Origin of the sequence: Streptomyces sp. NPDC003456, assembly GCF_042878735.1 — a bacterium.
Classification (GTDB): Bacteria; Actinomycetota; Actinomycetes; order Streptomycetales; family Streptomycetaceae; genus Streptomyces.
In genome coordinates, this window is the sequence record NZ_JBIAOK010000005.1 from 122,286 (window position 1) to 137,361 (window position 15,076).

15 protein-coding genes are annotated in these 15,076 nt (G+C 72.3%); 10 read left to right on the top strand and 5 right to left on the bottom strand.

Features of this window, described 5'->3' with window-relative positions; translation table 11 throughout:
- Positions 1–30 precede the first annotated feature (30 nt).
- Genes ACFYWG_RS21545 through ACFYWG_RS21555 form a run of 3 tightly spaced genes read left to right on the top strand, consistent with a single transcriptional unit; the run spans position 31 to position 2,523 of the window.
- Positions 31–618, top strand: coding sequence for a DUF5998 family protein (locus tag ACFYWG_RS21545; RefSeq protein ID WP_283972847.1), 588 nt, complete (start codon positions 31–33; stop codon positions 616–618).
- Positions 618–1,814 carry an alkaline phosphatase family protein gene (locus ACFYWG_RS21550; RefSeq protein ID WP_383506395.1) on the top strand — a complete coding sequence of 399 codons (1,197 nt, stop codon included), beginning with the start codon at positions 618–620 and terminating at the stop codon, positions 1,812–1,814. The genes ACFYWG_RS21545 and ACFYWG_RS21550 overlap by 1 nt, the downstream gene beginning before the upstream one ends.
- A gap of 58 nt (positions 1,815–1,872) precedes the next feature.
- Positions 1,873–2,523: a thymidine kinase gene (locus tag ACFYWG_RS21555; RefSeq protein ID WP_333935644.1), complete on the top strand. Its 651-nt coding sequence runs from the start codon at positions 1,873–1,875 to the stop codon at positions 2,521–2,523.
- A 171-nt stretch (positions 2,524–2,694) separates the two neighbouring features.
- On the opposite strand, the gene ACFYWG_RS21560 is transcribed toward ACFYWG_RS21555, so the two are convergent.
- Positions 2,695–3,498, bottom strand: a complete 804-nt coding sequence (locus ACFYWG_RS21560; RefSeq protein WP_389202902.1) for a VOC family protein — start codon at positions 3,496–3,498, stop codon at positions 2,695–2,697.
- Between the two features lie 251 nt (positions 3,499–3,749).
- On the opposite strand from ACFYWG_RS21560, the gene ACFYWG_RS21565 reads away from it, so the two are divergent.
- On the top strand, positions 3,750–4,601 hold the full coding sequence (locus ACFYWG_RS21565) for a sulfurtransferase (RefSeq protein ID WP_389202904.1): 852 nt from the start codon (positions 3,750–3,752) through the stop codon (positions 4,599–4,601).
- Between the two features lie 77 nt (positions 4,602–4,678).
- On the opposite strand, the gene sepH is transcribed toward ACFYWG_RS21565, so the two are convergent.
- Positions 4,679–5,728, bottom strand: a complete 1,050-nt coding sequence (gene sepH, locus ACFYWG_RS21570; RefSeq protein ID WP_385417798.1) for a septation protein SepH — start codon at positions 5,726–5,728, stop codon at positions 4,679–4,681.
- 472 nt (positions 5,729–6,200) lie between these two features.
- On the opposite strand from sepH, the gene ACFYWG_RS21575 reads away from it, so the two are divergent.
- Complete coding sequence (locus ACFYWG_RS21575; protein WP_389202907.1) at positions 6,201–7,043, top strand: hypothetical protein; 843 nt, start codon at positions 6,201–6,203, stop codon at positions 7,041–7,043.
- Here the strand turns inward: ACFYWG_RS21575 and ACFYWG_RS21580 are convergent.
- Positions 6,967–8,286 (bottom strand): D-arabinono-1,4-lactone oxidase, encoded by a 1,320-nt coding sequence (locus tag ACFYWG_RS21580; RefSeq protein ID WP_383506380.1) that lies wholly within the window; start codon positions 8,284–8,286, stop codon positions 6,967–6,969. The two genes, ACFYWG_RS21575 and ACFYWG_RS21580, sit on opposite strands and share 77 nt — an antisense overlap.
- Positions 8,246–9,484: an MFS transporter gene (locus ACFYWG_RS21585; protein ID WP_385417793.1), complete on the bottom strand. Its 1,239-nt coding sequence runs from the start codon at positions 9,482–9,484 to the stop codon at positions 8,246–8,248. The genes ACFYWG_RS21580 and ACFYWG_RS21585 overlap by 41 nt, the downstream gene beginning before the upstream one ends.
- Positions 9,485–9,752: 268 nt before the next feature.
- Here ACFYWG_RS21585 and ACFYWG_RS21590 point away from each other — a divergent pair, with 268 nt between their 5' ends.
- Together ACFYWG_RS21590 and ACFYWG_RS21595 are read left to right on the top strand one after the other, a co-directional pair.
- Entirely contained in the window at positions 9,753–10,880 is a 1,128-nt protein-coding gene (locus ACFYWG_RS21590; RefSeq protein WP_389202910.1) for a ferrochelatase, read from the top strand.
- Between the two features lie 8 nt (positions 10,881–10,888).
- On the top strand, positions 10,889–11,704 hold the full coding sequence (locus ACFYWG_RS21595; RefSeq protein WP_385417787.1) for an inositol monophosphatase family protein: 816 nt from the start codon (positions 10,889–10,891) through the stop codon (positions 11,702–11,704).
- A gap of 146 nt (positions 11,705–11,850) precedes the next feature.
- On the opposite strand, the gene ACFYWG_RS21600 is transcribed toward ACFYWG_RS21595, so the two are convergent.
- Complete coding sequence (locus ACFYWG_RS21600; protein ID WP_389202912.1) at positions 11,851–12,054, bottom strand: hypothetical protein; 204 nt, start codon at positions 12,052–12,054, stop codon at positions 11,851–11,853.
- 404 nt (positions 12,055–12,458) lie between these two features.
- Between ACFYWG_RS21600 and ACFYWG_RS21605 the strand changes: the two genes are divergently transcribed.
- The 3 genes from ACFYWG_RS21605 to ACFYWG_RS21615 all read left to right on the top strand — a co-directional run bounded on the left by ACFYWG_RS21605 (position 12,459) and on the right by ACFYWG_RS21615 (position 15,069).
- The gene (locus ACFYWG_RS21605; RefSeq protein WP_010353034.1) at positions 12,459–13,112 is read left to right on the top strand and encodes a response regulator transcription factor; all 654 of its coding nucleotides are present in this window, start codon (positions 12,459–12,461) and stop codon (positions 13,110–13,112) included.
- Positions 13,113–13,118: 6 nt separating this feature from the next.
- A complete protein-coding gene (locus tag ACFYWG_RS21610; protein ID WP_383510734.1) occupies positions 13,119–14,366 on the top strand; it encodes a sensor histidine kinase in 1,248 nt (415 codons plus the stop codon).
- Between the two features lie 406 nt (positions 14,367–14,772).
- Complete coding sequence (locus ACFYWG_RS21615; RefSeq protein WP_003993510.1) at positions 14,773–15,069, top strand: DUF4193 domain-containing protein; 297 nt, start codon at positions 14,773–14,775, stop codon at positions 15,067–15,069.
- Positions 15,070–15,076: the final 7 nt, after the last annotated feature.

Consider the following 15,076-nt stretch of genomic DNA (forward strand, 5'->3'; position numbering starts at 1 on the left):
CAGTCAGTGGTCCCCCGTAGGATGGGCGTCATGGCCAAGACCAGTACGACGACCCAGGGGCTGCGGGCGGCGATCGAGCGCAGCGGCTACTACCCGGCCCTCGTGGCCGAGGCGGTGGAGGCCGCCGTGGGCGGCGAGCCCATCCGGTCGTACCTGGTCCACCAGGAGACCACGTTCGACCAGAACGAGGTGCGCCGGCACGTCACGGTGCTCGTCCTCACCGACAACCGCTTCATCGTCAGCCACACCGACGAGCAGGCCGCCGACAGCACCTCCCCGACGCCGTACGCGACGACGTCGACGGAGTCCGTGAAGATCGGCCGCATCTCGTCCATCGTGGTCAGCCGCGTGGTCGCCAACCCGGAGTCGTACAAGCCGGGGACCCTGCCGCGCGAGGTCGTCCTCACCATCGGCTGGGGCGCCGTCTCCCGGATCGACCTGGAGCCGGCCGCCTGCGGCGATCCCAACTGCGAGGCGGACCACGGCTACACCGGCAACTCGACGGCGGACGACCTCAGCCTGCGCGTGAGCGAGGCCGGGGACGGACCGGAGACCGTGCGCGAGGCCCTCGCCTTCGCGCAGGCCCTCTCCGAGGCGACCGCGGACACCACCCGCTGATGACCCATTCCAAGACGGCCTGGGACCCCCATCCCGAACCGCTCACCGTCGCCTCCGCCCCCGTCCCGGAGTACGGCAGCGGATCGCTCGCCGACCTCCTGCCCACCCTGGCCGCCGGCCTGGACGTGCCGGGCATGGCCGCCGCGATCCCCGAGCTGGCCCCGGCCGACCGGAACTGCGTGTTCCTGATCGACGGACTCGGCTGGGAGCAGCTGAAGGCGCACCCCGAGGACGCGCCGTTCATGACCTCGCTGCTCGCCACCTCGCGCGGAGGCACCGGACGTCCCCTGACCGCCGGCTACCCGGCGACGACGGCGACCTCCCTGGCCTCGGTCGGCACCGGCCTGCCGCCCGGCGCGCACGGCCTGCCCGGTTACACCGTGCGCAACCCGGACACCGGCGAGCTGATGAACCAGCTGCGCTGGCAGCCGTGGACCCCGCCCGCCCCCTGGCAGCCGTACCCGACGGTCTTCCAGCTGGCCCACCAGGCGGGTGTGCACGCGGCCCAGGTGTCGTCGCCGACCTTCGAGAACACCCCGCTGACCAAGGTCGCGCTCAGCGGCGGCAGGTTCCTCGGGCGGCTCTCCGGCGAGGACCGCGTCGACCTCGCGGCCGAGCAACTGGCCGCGGGCGACCGCTCCCTGGTCTACACGTACTTCGCCGAGGTCGACGGCGCCGGCCACCGCTTCGGCGTGGACTCCGACGCCTGGCGTGGCCAGCTCATGTACGCCGACCGCCTGGTCCAGCGCCTGGCCGAGCAACTGCCCCCGCGCAGCGCGCTCTACGTCACCGCCGACCACGGCATGATCGACGTGCCGTTCGACGAGCACCACCGCATCGACTTCGACGAAGACTGGGAGCTGAGCGCGGGCGTCGCCCTGCTCGGCGGCGAAGGCCGCGCCCGGCACGTCTACGCGGTCCCCGGCGCCGCGAACGACGTCCTGACCTGCTGGCGCGAGGTGCTCGGCGAGCAGTTCTGGGTCGCCTCGCGCGAGGAGGCGGTGGCGGCGGGCTGGTTCGGCCCGCGGATCGACGAACGGGTGTACGGCCGGCTCGGTGACGTGATCGCCGCCGCCCGTGACGACGTGCTGCTCATCGCCTCCGAGCGGGAGCCCAAGGAGTCGGCGATGGTCGGCAACCACGGTTCGATGACCCCCGCCGAGCAGCTGGTCCCCCTGCTCGAAGTACGCTCCTGACGTCCCGCCGCCGGATCCGTCCGGCCGGCCCCACCCGCCGAAAGGTGCTCGACCCGACATGCCCGAGCTGGTGTTCTTCTCCGGAACGATGGATTGCGGGAAGTCGACACTGGCTCTCCAGATCGAGCACAACCGCTCCGCCCGCGGCCTGCAGGGCATGATCTTCTCCCGGGACGACCGGGCCGGCGAGGGCAAGCTCTCCTCCCGCCTCGGCCTGGTCACCGACGCGGTGGAGGTCGAGGACGGCCAGGACCTGTACGCCTACCTCGTCGACCACCTCTCCCAGGGCGGCCGCGCCGACTACGTCATCGCCGACGAGGCGCAGTTCCTGTCGCCCGAGCAGATCGACCAACTCGCCCGCGTGGTGGACGACCTGAGCCTGGACGTCTACGCCTTCGGCATCACGACCGACTTCCGCTCCAAGCTGTTCCCCGGCTCGCAGCGGCTGGTGGAACTGGCCGACCGGGTCGAGGTGCTCCAGGTCGAGGCCCTGTGCTGGTGCGGGGCCCGGGCCACGCACAACGCCCGCACGATAGGCGGCGTCATGGTCGTGGAAGGCGCTCAGGTGGTCGTCGGTGACGTCACGCACTCCGCCGACGAGGTCGGCTACGAGGTCCTGTGCCGCCGCCACCACCGCCGCCGCATGACCGCGGCGTCGGCCCGAGCGGCGGCCCTGTCCCCGGACGTGCTGCCGGTCTCCTCCGCCTGACCGGGTACCGGCGAACGGGGCACCGGGCGAACGGGTGCCCGGACGGGACGGTGACCGGTCGGGGCCGGACCACGACAGGTCGGCGCACCGGGCTCACTGCCGGCCGCCGCGGCCGGCGCGGTCCGCGGCTCACCACGGCCCGACCGCGCCGCCGGCCGCACCCCCGCGCCGTCAGCCCCGAGGCTGCAGCAACGCGAAGCGCGCCCCTTCCGGATCCGCCACCGCCGCCACCCGCCCCTGCGCCGTGCCGTGCACCGGCTTGAGCACCTGCCCGCCCAGATGCACGACGTGGTCCGCGGCATCGTCCACGTCGTCCACCTGGAAGTACGTCACCCAGTGCGGTCCCCGGTCGCGGGGCACGGCCTGACCCAGGCCGTGGATGCCGGCGACCGGCCTGCCGCCCAGCTGCAGCGTCACGTAGTCGAAGTCGGCGGAGACCACCGGCTCCTCCTCGTGGCCGAACACCGTCCGGTAGAACTTGGCGACGGTCGCGGACTCGAAGGTCAGCAGCTCGTTCCAGGCGGGCGTGCCCGGAATACCGGAGACGGCCGTGCCCAGGTGCGCGGCGGCCTGCCAGACACCGAACACGGCGCCCGACGGGTCGGAGCCGATGGCCATGCGCCCGGCGTCGGCGGCGTCGAGGGGACCCACTCCGATCGTGCCGCCGCGGCTGCGCACGGTCTCGGCCGTCAGATCGACGTCGTCCGAGGCGAAGTAGGGCGTCCACGCGACCGGGAGGTGACGGTCCGGGGGCAGCCGCCCGATGCCGGCCACCTCGCGCCCGTCGAGCAGGGCCCTTACGTAGGGGCCGAGTTGCTGGGGTCCGGGCCGGAACTCCCAGCCGAACAACGCCCCGTAGAACTGCTCCGTCGCGTCAAGGCCGTGCACCATCAGGCTCACCCAGCAGGGTGCGCCGGGCGTGTGCCGATCGGGCGCTGCGCCGTTCCGGCGGGCGGACCCCCTTGCGTCGGTCATCGTCACTCTCTTCTCGGCCTCGCGGTGGCCGTGCTCTCCGCAGCCTGCGTGGGGCATGCCCTGTGGGGCGGCCCTGCCCGGGAGAATGCCCGAAGTGCGGGTCCCTGTCCCTCGCGGCGCGCTCGTCGGCACATGCGTTCAGCTGTACAGCATGTGCTTGTTCCCGTACGCGGTGTGATCGTCCGGGTCCGGCCGAGCAGAGTAGCCGGACACGGGCGGCTCGGCCACCCCCGTGCGCGAGGATGGGGCCCATGAACGCCATCATCTCCGCATCCGACCTCGCGACCGGGCTGGCGGGTCCGCGTCCTGTCGTCCTGCTCGACGTCCGCTGGCAGCTCACCGCGGCCAGAGCGGCCGGCGAACCGCCCTTCGACGGCCGGGCGGCCTACGAGGCCGGGCACCTGCCGGGCGCCGTCTACGTCGACCTGGACCGGGAGCTGGCCTCCGCGCCGGGCGAGGGCGGCCGTCACCCGCTGCCCGATCTCGCGGTCTACGGCGCCGCCATGCGCCGGGCGGGCGTGTCGGCCACGACGCCGGTGGTCGTCTACGACGGCGGCCAGGGCTGGGCCGCGGCCCGGGCCTGGTGGCTGCTGCGCTGGACGGGTCACCCGGACGTGCGAGTGCTCGACGGCGGGTTGCCGGCCTGGCCGGGTCCGCTGGAGACGTCCGTACCGGACCCGGTGGAGGGCGACTTCGAGCCCGTGCCGGGGGACAGCGGGCTGCTCGACGCCGACGCCGCGGCTTCCTTGGCACGGTCCGGGGTGCTCCTGGACGCGCGGGCGGGGGAGCGGTACCGGGGCGAGGTGGAACCGATCGACCCGGTGGCCGGGCACATCCCGGGCGCGGTGTCCGCCCCCACCACGGACAACGTGGGCGCGGACGGCCGGTTCCTGCCCGCCGAGGAACTGCGCGAACGCTTCAAGGGCCTGGGCGTGACCGGGAGTTCGCGGGTCGGCGTCTACTGCGGCTCCGGTGTCTCCGCCGCGCACGAGATCCTCGCCCTGGCCGTCGCGGGCATCCCGGCCGACCTGTACGCCGGGTCGTGGTCGCAGTGGTCCTCGGACCCGGGCCGGCCGGTCGCGACCGGGCCGGACCCCCAGTAGGACGGCATGAGCGGGGGCCGCGCCCGTACGGCGCGGCCCTCGTGTGCTCCTGCTGGCGGCCTCGTGGGGCCGGGCGGTCACTCCTGCTTCTTGCGCCGGGTCCCGAACACGATCTCGTCCCAGCTGGGGACGGCCGCGCGGCGGCCCGGGCGGACGCCGTCGGCCTCCGCCTGGCGGTCGGTGGCGCCGATGAGCCGGTCGCGGTGGCTGCCGACGGACCGCGGCATGAGGACGTCCGCGTAGGCGGAACCGGCCGAGGCGGCGGGGGCCGGGGGCTCCTCCACCTCGGCTTCGACGACAGGCTCGTCCTCGGGATCGGGCACCGGGCGCTCGGGCACCACGAGGTCGCCGCGGAAGCTCGGCACCGCCTCCAGCAGACTGGTCAGCGAGTCCCGTTCGGCCGAGGCGGTGAGGGCCGTGGCCTCCTCGTCCGGCTCGGTCACCGGCGCGGGCAGGCTCAGCCGCTCGCGGTCGCCGGAACGGTCCAGCGGCCTGTCGCGCGGCAGCCGGGCGATGCGCGGCACGAACGGGAAGCTCGGCTCGGGCGCGGCGAGGTCGTCGGACTCCCCGATCAGCGAGCGGGCCTCGTCGTCGACGGCCTGGACGAGCCGCCGGGGCGGGTCGTACGTCCAGCACGCCGAGTGCGGTTCGCCCGCGACGCGGTAGACCAGCAGGACCTCCCAGGTGCCGTCGTCGCGGCGCCACGAGTCCCACTGCACGGTGTCCTTGTCGGCGCCGCGCAGCAGCAGCCGCTCCTGCACGGCCTCGCCCAGCGGGGGGCCGGAGGTCTCACCGGGGCGGCGGACGGGGGTCTTGCGGGCCCGCTCGGCCATGAAGGCACGCTCGGCGAGCACGGGGCCCTCGAAGCGGCGCACCCGGTCGACGGGGATGCCTGCCATCTGCGCGACCTCTTCCGCGGTCGCGCCGGCACGTATACGCGCCTGGATGTCGCGGGGGCGGAGGTGGCTCTCCACCTCGATCTCGATCTGGCCGAGGCGGGGACGGTCGCCGCGCACGGCGGCGCGGAGCCGTTCGTCGATAGGAAGCGTGTACTCCGTGCTGTCCGCAGCCTTCAGCACCAGCCGTGTGCCGTCATTCGAGACGGCCACGACACGCAGTTCGGGCATGGGGACCTCCCGGGTGGTGCCTGCCGACGTCACGTGCGTCGCTGCTTCCGCTAGTCGAGTGTGGCCTGCCCGGGTGCAGCCTGCCACAACCTTGCCGAGTTGCCCGGCGTGTCGGGCACGGGCCCGGGATCGCCGTTATGGCACGGTTACCTATTCGCAACGCTAAGTGACGAACTCCGTCACCCTGTGCAACTAGCCCCCTCCCGGCGGTCCTTGACGGCTCCGGGCACCCTGACGGGAGACCGGACCCAGGGCTCGCCACAGTACTCCATTCGGGCCACGTGCGTGGATCGGCACGCCGCCCAACTTCTGGCAAGGACTGAGACTTGGCCTACTGGTGCCCGCGCTCCACGATCTTGAACGTGGGGAAGTTCACGTATCGGCCGGAACCGGAACTGGGCGTTTCGGTCGCTCGTCCCCCTTCTTGTGCAGTTGAACGGCCGTGTACGGGAAAGGGAGGCAAGGTCCGGGGATGCGTGAAAGGCCCGATGGTGACGGCGTGGTGGGCGAAACCGCGGTGAAGAAGGCGAAACGGATCGACCTGAACGTGCCCCAGGTCGCGGGCGCCGCCGTGGCGGCGGTCCTGGCCGCCAAGCTGGCCTCGTACTTCGGCGTGTACGGCACGATCCTCGGGGCCGGCGTGGTGAGCGTCGTCGCCACCTGCGGTGGCTCGCTCTTCCAGCACTTCTTCACGCGCACGGGTGAGCAGCTCCGCGGCGCGACGGCCGCGGCACCCCGGGTGGCGGCCGCCCCCGGGGCGCAGGACCCGCCGCTCCCGGGCCGGTTCACCGAGGGCACGGTGTACCGGGCCCGCGTCAGGGGCTGGAAACGGCCGGTGCTCGCGGCGGCCGTCGTCTTCGGCGTCACGATGGCCGGAATCACCTCCTACGAGCTGCTGTCCGGCCACAACCTCAGCGGCGGGCGCAGCACCACCGTCGGCGACGCCGTCACCGGCGGCCACAACTCCTCCCGGGCTCCCGGGGATTCCGTCGAGCCGGGCGAATCAGGCGAATCAGGTGAATCGGAAAAGTCGAACGTGCCGGAAACCGCCGGGAGTTCCGACGCGCATTCGGAGGGTGACACAGGAGCGACGGCCGACCCGTCCGCCGGTGCTTCCCGGGGCGGGGACGCCTCACCCGCACCCGGCGGGGACGACGGACCCGCGACCCCGAGTCCGACGCCCACGCCGACCGGCAGCGAGGACTCGGGGTCCGGGAGCAACGCCCCCGACGCGTCGCCTACGCCCCCAGGACCCGCCGCAAGTAGTCGTTCTGGAACCGGCGGTCAGGATCAAGGCGGTCCCGCAACGCGGTGAACTCGCCGAAGCGCGGATACACCGCGGAGAGGTACTCGGCGTCCCGCGTGTGGATCTTGCCCCAGTGCGGACGGCCCTCGTGAGCGGTGAAGATGCGCTCGGCGGCGGTGAAGTACCGCTGGTAGGGGGTCCCGCGGAACATGTGGACGGCGATGTACGCGCTGTCGCGGCCGGAGGCGGTGGACAGGGTGATGTCGTCGGCGGGGGCGGTCCGCACCTCGACGGGGAAGCTGACCCTGAGTCCCGAGCGGTCGACCAGCCGCCTCAACTCGCGCAGTGCGTCCGTCACGGCCGCGCGCGGGACGGCGTACTCCATCTCCACGAAGCGCACCCGGCGCGGGGAGGTGAAGACCTTGTACGGGATGTCGGTGTAGGTGCGGGCGGACAGGGCCTTGCTGGAGACCTGCGCGATGGCGGGGATCGCGGCGGGCACCGCCCGGCCGACCCAGTTGGCCACCTGGAAGACGCCGTTGGAGAGGAGCTCGTCCTCGATCCAGCCCTTGACCTGCGGCACGGGCCGTTCCGGACCGGCGCTGCGGTTATTGCGCTTGGTGGTGGTGCTGCCGGTGTGCGGGAACCAGTAGAACTCGAAGTGCTCGTTCTCCGCCCACAGCTCCTCGAAGTCCGCGAGCACCCGGTCGAACGGCATGGGCTCCTCGCGGGCCGTGAGGAGGAAGACCGGTTCGACGGCGAGGGTGATGGCCGTGACGATGCCCAGGGCCCCGAGGCCGATCCGCGCGGCGGCGAAGACCTCCGGGTTCTCCTTCTCGGAACAGGTGAGGACCGAGCCGTCGGCCGTGACCAGTTCCAGGCCCTTGATCTGGGCGGCGATCGAGGCGGAGTCGCGGCCGGTCCCGTGGGTGCCCGTGCTGGTGGCGCCGGAGACCGTCTGCTCCATGATGTCGCCCATGTTCGTCAGCGACAGGCCCTCACGGGCAAGCGCCACGTTGAGCCTCTTGAGCGGGGTGCCGGCCTCCACGGTGACCGTCATGGTCTCGCGGTCGATCCTGCGTATCCCGGTCAACAGTTGAGGGCGGATCAACACGCCGTCCGTCGCGGCTATGGACGTGAAGGAGTGCCCCGTACCGACGGCCTTCACCCGCAGACCGTCCTCGGCGGCCCGCCGCACGGCGGCGGCCAGCTCGTCGACGGAGGCCGGGGTGACCTCCCGGGCGGGGCGCGCCGAGACGTTGCCGCCCCAGTTACGCCACGTGCCGTTCTTTCCGTTCGCTGCGCTGCTCAACGGAGCCTCCCCGACCCGGTGCCGGTCGCTTGAGCCGGCGGAACCCGAGGAAACCCACCGCGACCGCGACGGCCCCGGACACCGCCGGAACCCCGTACCCGGCACGCGCCCCGGCCGCGTCGATCACCCAGCCGGCCGCGGAGGAGCCGAGCGCGACTCCCACCGCGAGCCCGGTGCTCACCCAGGTCATGCCCTCGGTGAGCTGCGCGCGTGGTACGTGCTCTTCGATGAGGGACATCGTCGTGATCATCGTCGGAGCGATGGACAGACCCGCAACGAACAGCGCCACGGCCAGAGACGGCAGGTTTCCGACCAGTAGGAGGGGGATCATACTCACGGCCATGGCGCACACGCCCAGCAGCCACCGGCGTTCCGGCGCCCCGGCGAAGTGCAGCAGCCCGAAGACCATGCCCGCCACGCAGGAACCCGCCGCGTACACCGCGAGGACGATGCTGGCCGCCGCCTTGTGCCCCTCCTCGTCGGCGAAGGCCACGGTCACCACGTCGACCGCTCCGAAGATCGCGCCGGTGGCGACGAACGTCACCACCAGCACCTGCAGCCCCGGCGCGCGCATGGCGCTGCCCCCGCCCTTGCGCTCACGCGGGTGCGGGGCGGGCTCGGTGGCGCGCTGCGCGGTCAGCCAGAAGACGCCGACGGCCAGGAAGCAGGCGGCCAGCAGCGGCCCGGCCTCCGGGAACCAGGCCGTGGACAGGCCGATGGAGATGATCGGCCCGAAGATGAAGCACACCTCGTCCACCACGGACTCGAAGGAGTACGCGGTGTGCAGCTGCGGCGTCCCGCGGTACAGCGCCGCCCAGCGGGCCCGGATCATCGCGCCGACGCTGGGCACGCAGCCGATGCCGACGCACGCCGCGTACAGCACCCAGTCCGCCCAGCCGTAGTGCGCGGCGAAGAGCAGGACGGCCGCCGCCGCGAGCGAGATCAGCGTCGCCGGGCGCAGCACCCGCCGCTGCCCGTACTGGTCCACCAGCCGGGACACCTGCGGCCCGGCCACCGCGGCGGACAGCGCGATGGTCGCCGACAGGGCGCCCGCCAGGCCGTAGCGCCCGGTGATCTGGGAGACCATCGTGACCACGCCGATGCCCATCATCGACAGCGGCATCCGGCCGAGGAAGCCCGCGGCGGAGAAACCCTTGGTGCCGGGCGCGGCGAACAGGGCGCGATAAGGGCTGGGCAACGGGGTCTCCGGAAGGCTCGGTAAGCTGCCAACGCAGTCGACACAGCTTACGTCCCGCGACCGGCGGACGCACCGGCCCGGACGAGCCGGCCCGGCCCCTGGATCCGGCCAGGACGAGCCGGCCCGGATCGAGCGGCCGGAACGACGGGCAGCCCACACCGGCCCGCCGCGCCGAAGCGCACCGGCACGGACCGCTCCGCATCGAGCGGGCCGCGCGGACCCGCCCGTCGTTTTCCGGCTGTCGGTGCCGGGTGGCAGGATCGGACCCATGCCAGACGCGCGCGATGTCAGCCCTTATGACGCCTTGCTCCTGCTGTCCTTCGGTGGCCCGGAGGGTCCGGACGACGTGGTTCCGTTCCTGGAGAACGTGACCCGTGGCCGGGGCATCCCCAAGGAGCGCCTGAAGGAGGTCGGGCAGCACTACTTCCTGTTCGGCGGCGTCAGCCCGATCAACGACCAGAACCGCGCCCTGCTGGACGCCCTGCGCAAGGACTTCGCCGAGCACGGCCTGGACCTGCCCGTCTACTGGGGCAACCGCAACTGGGCGCCGTACCTGACGGACACCCTGCGCGAGATGGCCCGCGACGGCCGCCGCCGCGTCCTGGTCCTGGCCACCAGCGCCTACGCCTCCTACTCGGGCTGCCGCCAGTACCGCGAGAACCTCGCCGACGCCCTCGCCACCCTGCAGGCCGAGGGCATCGAGCCGCCGCGCGTCGACAAGCTGCGCCACTACTTCAACCACCCCGGCTTCCTCCAGCCGATGATCGACGGGGTGCTGCGCTCCCTGGAGGAGCTGCCCGAGGACGTGCGCGACCGCGCCCACCTGGCCTTCTCCACGCACTCCATCCCCACCGCCTCGGCCGACACCTCCGGCCCGGTCGAGGGCCACGGCGACGGCGGCGCCTACGTACGCCAGCACCTGGAAGTGGCGAGGCTGATCGCGCAGGCGGTGCGCGAGCGCACCGGTGTGGAGCACCCCTGGCAGCTGGTCTACCAGTCCCGCTCGGGCGCACCCCACATCCCGTGGCTGGAGCCGGACATCTGCGACCACCTCGACGAACGGCACGCGGCCGGCGTCCCGGCGGTGGTGATCGCCCCCATCGGCTTCGTCTCCGACCACATGGAGGTCCTCTACGACCTCGACACCGAGGCCAAGGCCAGGGCCGAGGAACTGGGCCTGCCGATGCGCCGCTCCGCGACCGTCGGCGCCGACCCCCGCTTCGCCGCCGCCGTGCGCGACCTGGTCCTGGAACGCGCCGCACTGGAGCGCGGGCAGCAGGTCACCCCCTGTGCGCTGGGCTCGCTGGGGGCCAGTCACCAGCTCTGCCCGGTCGGCTGCTGCCCGGCCCGCGCCCCCAAGCCCGCCGCTGCCGGCGCCGACAGCCCCTACGCGTGAGGAACCCCGTGACCGACCCCCTGCACTCGGATCTGCTGGCACTCGCCCAGGAGGCGGCCGCCCGCGCCGGCGCCCTGCTGCGGGACGGCCGGCCCGCCGATCTCGCCGTCGCCGCGACCAAGTCCAGCCCCATCGACGTGGTGACGGAGATGGACATCGCGGCGGAGAAGCTGATCACCGGCCTGATCGCCGAGCGGCGCCCGGACGACGGCGTCCTCGGCGAGGAGGGCGCCTCCAGCGAGGGCACGAGCGGCATCCGCTGGGTGATCGACCCGCTCGACGGCACGGTCAACTACCTGTACGGGCTGCCCACCTGGGCCGTCTCCGTGGCCGCCGAGCAGGACGGGGAGACGGTCGTCGGGGTCGTCGCGGCCCCGATGCGCGGTGAGACGTTCCACGCCGTGCGCGGCGGCGGAGCCTGGGCCACCGGTGCCTGGGACGGCGAGCGCCGGCTGGCCTGCCGCCCCGCACCGCCCCTGGACCAGGCACTGGTCTCCACGGGCTTCAACTACGTCGCCGCGGTCCGCGCCCACCAGGCCGAGATCGCCCGGCGGCTGATCCCGATGCTGCGCGACATCCGCCGGGGCGGCTCGGCCGCCGTGGACCTGTGCGACGTGGCGGCCGGACGCCTGGACGGCTACTACGAACGCGGGCTGCACCCCTGGGACCTCGCGGCGGGGGACCTGATCGCGCGGGAGGCGGGCGCGCTGACCGGTGGCCGCCCCGGAGAGCGCCCGTCGGGGGACCTCACGGTCGCCGGGACCCCCGGTGTCTTCGAGCCGCTCCAGCGCCTCCTGGAGGACTTCGGCGCCTGGCACGACTGAGCCGAGCCCCTGCCCGCCCGCCGCAGGCCGTGTCCGGCGCCCGTACGCCGCCGCGGCGGCAGGGCGGACCGCAGGGGGACACCGCCGTGAACGGCGAAGCGGGCCCCGGCGCTGGATTCGCCGGGGCCCGCTCTCGTTCGCTCGGATCAGACGCTCGTCGCGCTGACGCTCGTCGCGCTGACGCTCGTCGCGCTGACCTCCACACCGTGCTCGGCGGCGAGGCGGCGCAGGTCGTCGAGCTCGCCCTGTTCCACGTCGACGAGGAACTCGTCGCCCTCGTCCCGAGCCCGGGACAGATCGGTCTCGGTCGCCCTTATGCGCTGCAGAAGTCCCGTGGTGAATGCGTCCATGCTGCGCCCCCTCGTCCTGGGTCGTGGGTCGTTGGCACGGGGGTGTGCCGGTCGGAAGGGACGATCACGCCGCATGTGGATGCCCGGTGCCCCGCGGCCGGACGGCGACGGTACCGGACACCCACGCCCCGCCCTGCGGAAGCGGATTGCACCGCACCGCATGGTGGTGCGGTGCCAGCAGAGCGTGATCGTGGGATGTAAAGCCGTCCTCCCCAAGCTCCCTTCCGAGGAAACCTAACCGCCGGTGAAAACTTCCTGTTCCCCTCCGGCCCTTGCAGCCCCACCCGCCTTACCGCCGACTTATGACCGAAAAGGGCAGGATGGAGGGCAACACCGAGACCTCGAACACCCCTGCCCGCCCGCGCCCAGCGCCGGGCGTGCGGACATCAGGAAGGACAAGGGACGTGCGCGTACTCGTCGTCGAGGACGAGCAGCTGCTCGCCGATGCGGTGGCCACCGGACTGCGCCGGGAGGCCATGGCCGTCGACGTCGTCTACGACGGTGCGGCCGCCCTGGAGCGCATCGGCGTGAACGACTACGACGTGGTCGTCCTCGACCGGGACCTGCCGCTCGTGCACGGAGACGACGTCTGCCGGAAGATCGTGGAGCTGGGCATGCCCACCCGCGTGCTGATGCTGACCGCCTCCGGCGACGTCAGCGACCGGGTGGAGGGCCTGGAGATCGGGGCGGACGACTACCTGCCCAAGCCCTTCGCCTTCAGCGAGCTCATCGCGCGCGTGCGGGCGCTGGGCCGGCGCACCAGCGTGCCCCTGCCGCCCGTCCTGGAGCGCGCCGGGATCAAGCTCGACCCCAACCGCCGCGAGGTCTTCCGCGACGGCAGGGAGGTGCAGCTCGCGCCGAAGGAGTTCGCCGTGCTGGAGGTGCTGATGCGCAGCGAGGGCGCCGTCGTCTCCGCGGAGCAGCTCCTGGAGAAGGCCTGGGACGAGAACACCGACCCGTTCACCAACGTCGTGCGCGTGACGGTCATGACCCTGCGCCGCAAGCTGGGCGAGCCTCCCGTGATCGTCACCGTCCCCGGCTCCGGCTACCGGATCTGATCACCCGTGGCGACGACCCCAGCACCCCCGCAGGCGCCCCCGAAGCCCACCTGGGACCCCAGGAGGCCGGTGCCCCCCTTCCCGTGGCTGCGCCCGACCATCCGCATACGGCTCACGCTGCTGTACGGCGGCATGTTCCTGATCGCCGGCATCCTGCTGCTGTCGATCATCTACCTGCTGGCCGCGCAGGCGCTCAACACCGGCAACGAGCCGCTGTTCAAGATCGTCGGTGGTACGGAGATCAAGGTGGCCAGTGAGAACTGCCCCGCCGTGAACTCCGCCAGCCCGACGCTGTCCGAGTTCAACGCCGCCATCAGCAGGTGCATCGACGACCAGCGCCAGGCCGCCCTCGACAACCTGCTCAGCCGCTCCCTCCTGGCCCTGCTCGGCCTGGCGGTCATCGCCTTCGCCTTCGGCTACGCCATGGCCGGGCGGGTGCTGTCGCCGCTCGGGCGCATCACCCGCACCGCCCGCGCGGTCGCCGGCTCGGACCTGTCCCGCCGGATCGAGCTGGACGGCCCGGACGACGAGCTGAAGGAGCTGGCGGACACCTTCGACGACATGCTGGAGCGGCTCCAGCGCGCCTTCACCGCCCAGCAGCGCTTCGTCGGCAACGCCTCGCACGAGCTGAGAACGCCCCTGGCGATCAACCGCACCCTCCTGGAGGTGCACCTGTCCGATCCCGGTGCGCCCGCGGAGCTGCAGCAGCTCGGCAAGACGCTGCTGGCCACGAACGAGCGCAGCGAGCAGCTCGTGGAGGGGCTGCTGCTGCTCGCCCGCAGCGACAACCAGATCGTCGAGCGCGGTCCGGTGGACCTCGCCGAGGTCGCGGGACAGGCCATCGACCAGGTGCACGCGGAGGCCGAGAGCAAGGGCGTGCGGATCCGCGGGGAGCAGAAGCCCGCGGTCGTGCAGGGCAACGGCGTGCTGCTGGAGCGCATCGCGCTGAACCTCGTGCAGAACGCCGTGCGCTACAACGTGCCCGAGGACGGCTGGGTGGAGGTCACCACGGACGTCCAGCACGGCCAGGCGGTCCTGGTCGTCTCCAACACCGGGCCGGTCGTGCCGGCCTACGAGATCGACAACCTCTTCGAGCCGTTCCGGCGGCTGCGCACCGAGCGCACCGGCAGCGACAAGGGCGTGGGACTGGGTCTGTCGATCGTCCGGTCGGTGGCCCGGGCGCACGGCGGGCACATCTACGCACAGCCGCGCGAGGGAGGGGGACTCGTCATGCGGGTCACGCTGCCCGTCTGAGATCATGGCGCCGATCCACTCGGCGACACACGGAGTTGTTCGCTTTAAGCGGAATTTCCACACCATCGCCGTGCGTGTCGGGTGTGTGATCGATCACAGCGGCGACTTTCCGGCCATCTACTCTCCGTGATCATGGGTCCTGCCGGAAAGCCGGGAAAATCCCGGTTTTCGCAGGTCGTGATCACGGGAAGTACAGGGTGAGACGCCTTTGTAGTGCGGCATTCGGACCGTGTACGGTCCCCATCGCCATCCAAGCCGATCACTCGTGAGGAGTCCGGTTGGGTGTCGATTGAGTAACAGACCTTGATGTGAGGCAAAATCTCCGCCTCAGGTCGGGCACAAGTCCGGCCTCTCACGCGTTACGTGCGCTGGAGACACCGCAGACACCCAGAGGGGGAGAGCGACCATGGCAACCGATTACGACACTCCACGCAAGACCGACGACGACGTCGACTCGGACAGCCTCGAAGAGCTGAAGGCTCGGAGGAACGACAAGTCGGCCTCCGCCGTGGACGTCGACGAGTTCGAGGCCGCGGAAGGCCTTGAACTCCCCGGCGCCGATCTTTCGAACGAGGAGCTGGCCGTCCGGGTCCTCCCGAAGCAGCAGGACGAGTTCACCTGCATGAGCTGCTTCCTGGTGCACCACCGCAGCCAGCTGGCCCGGGAGAAGAACGGTCAGCCGATCTGCCGCGACTGCGACTGAGGGCGGG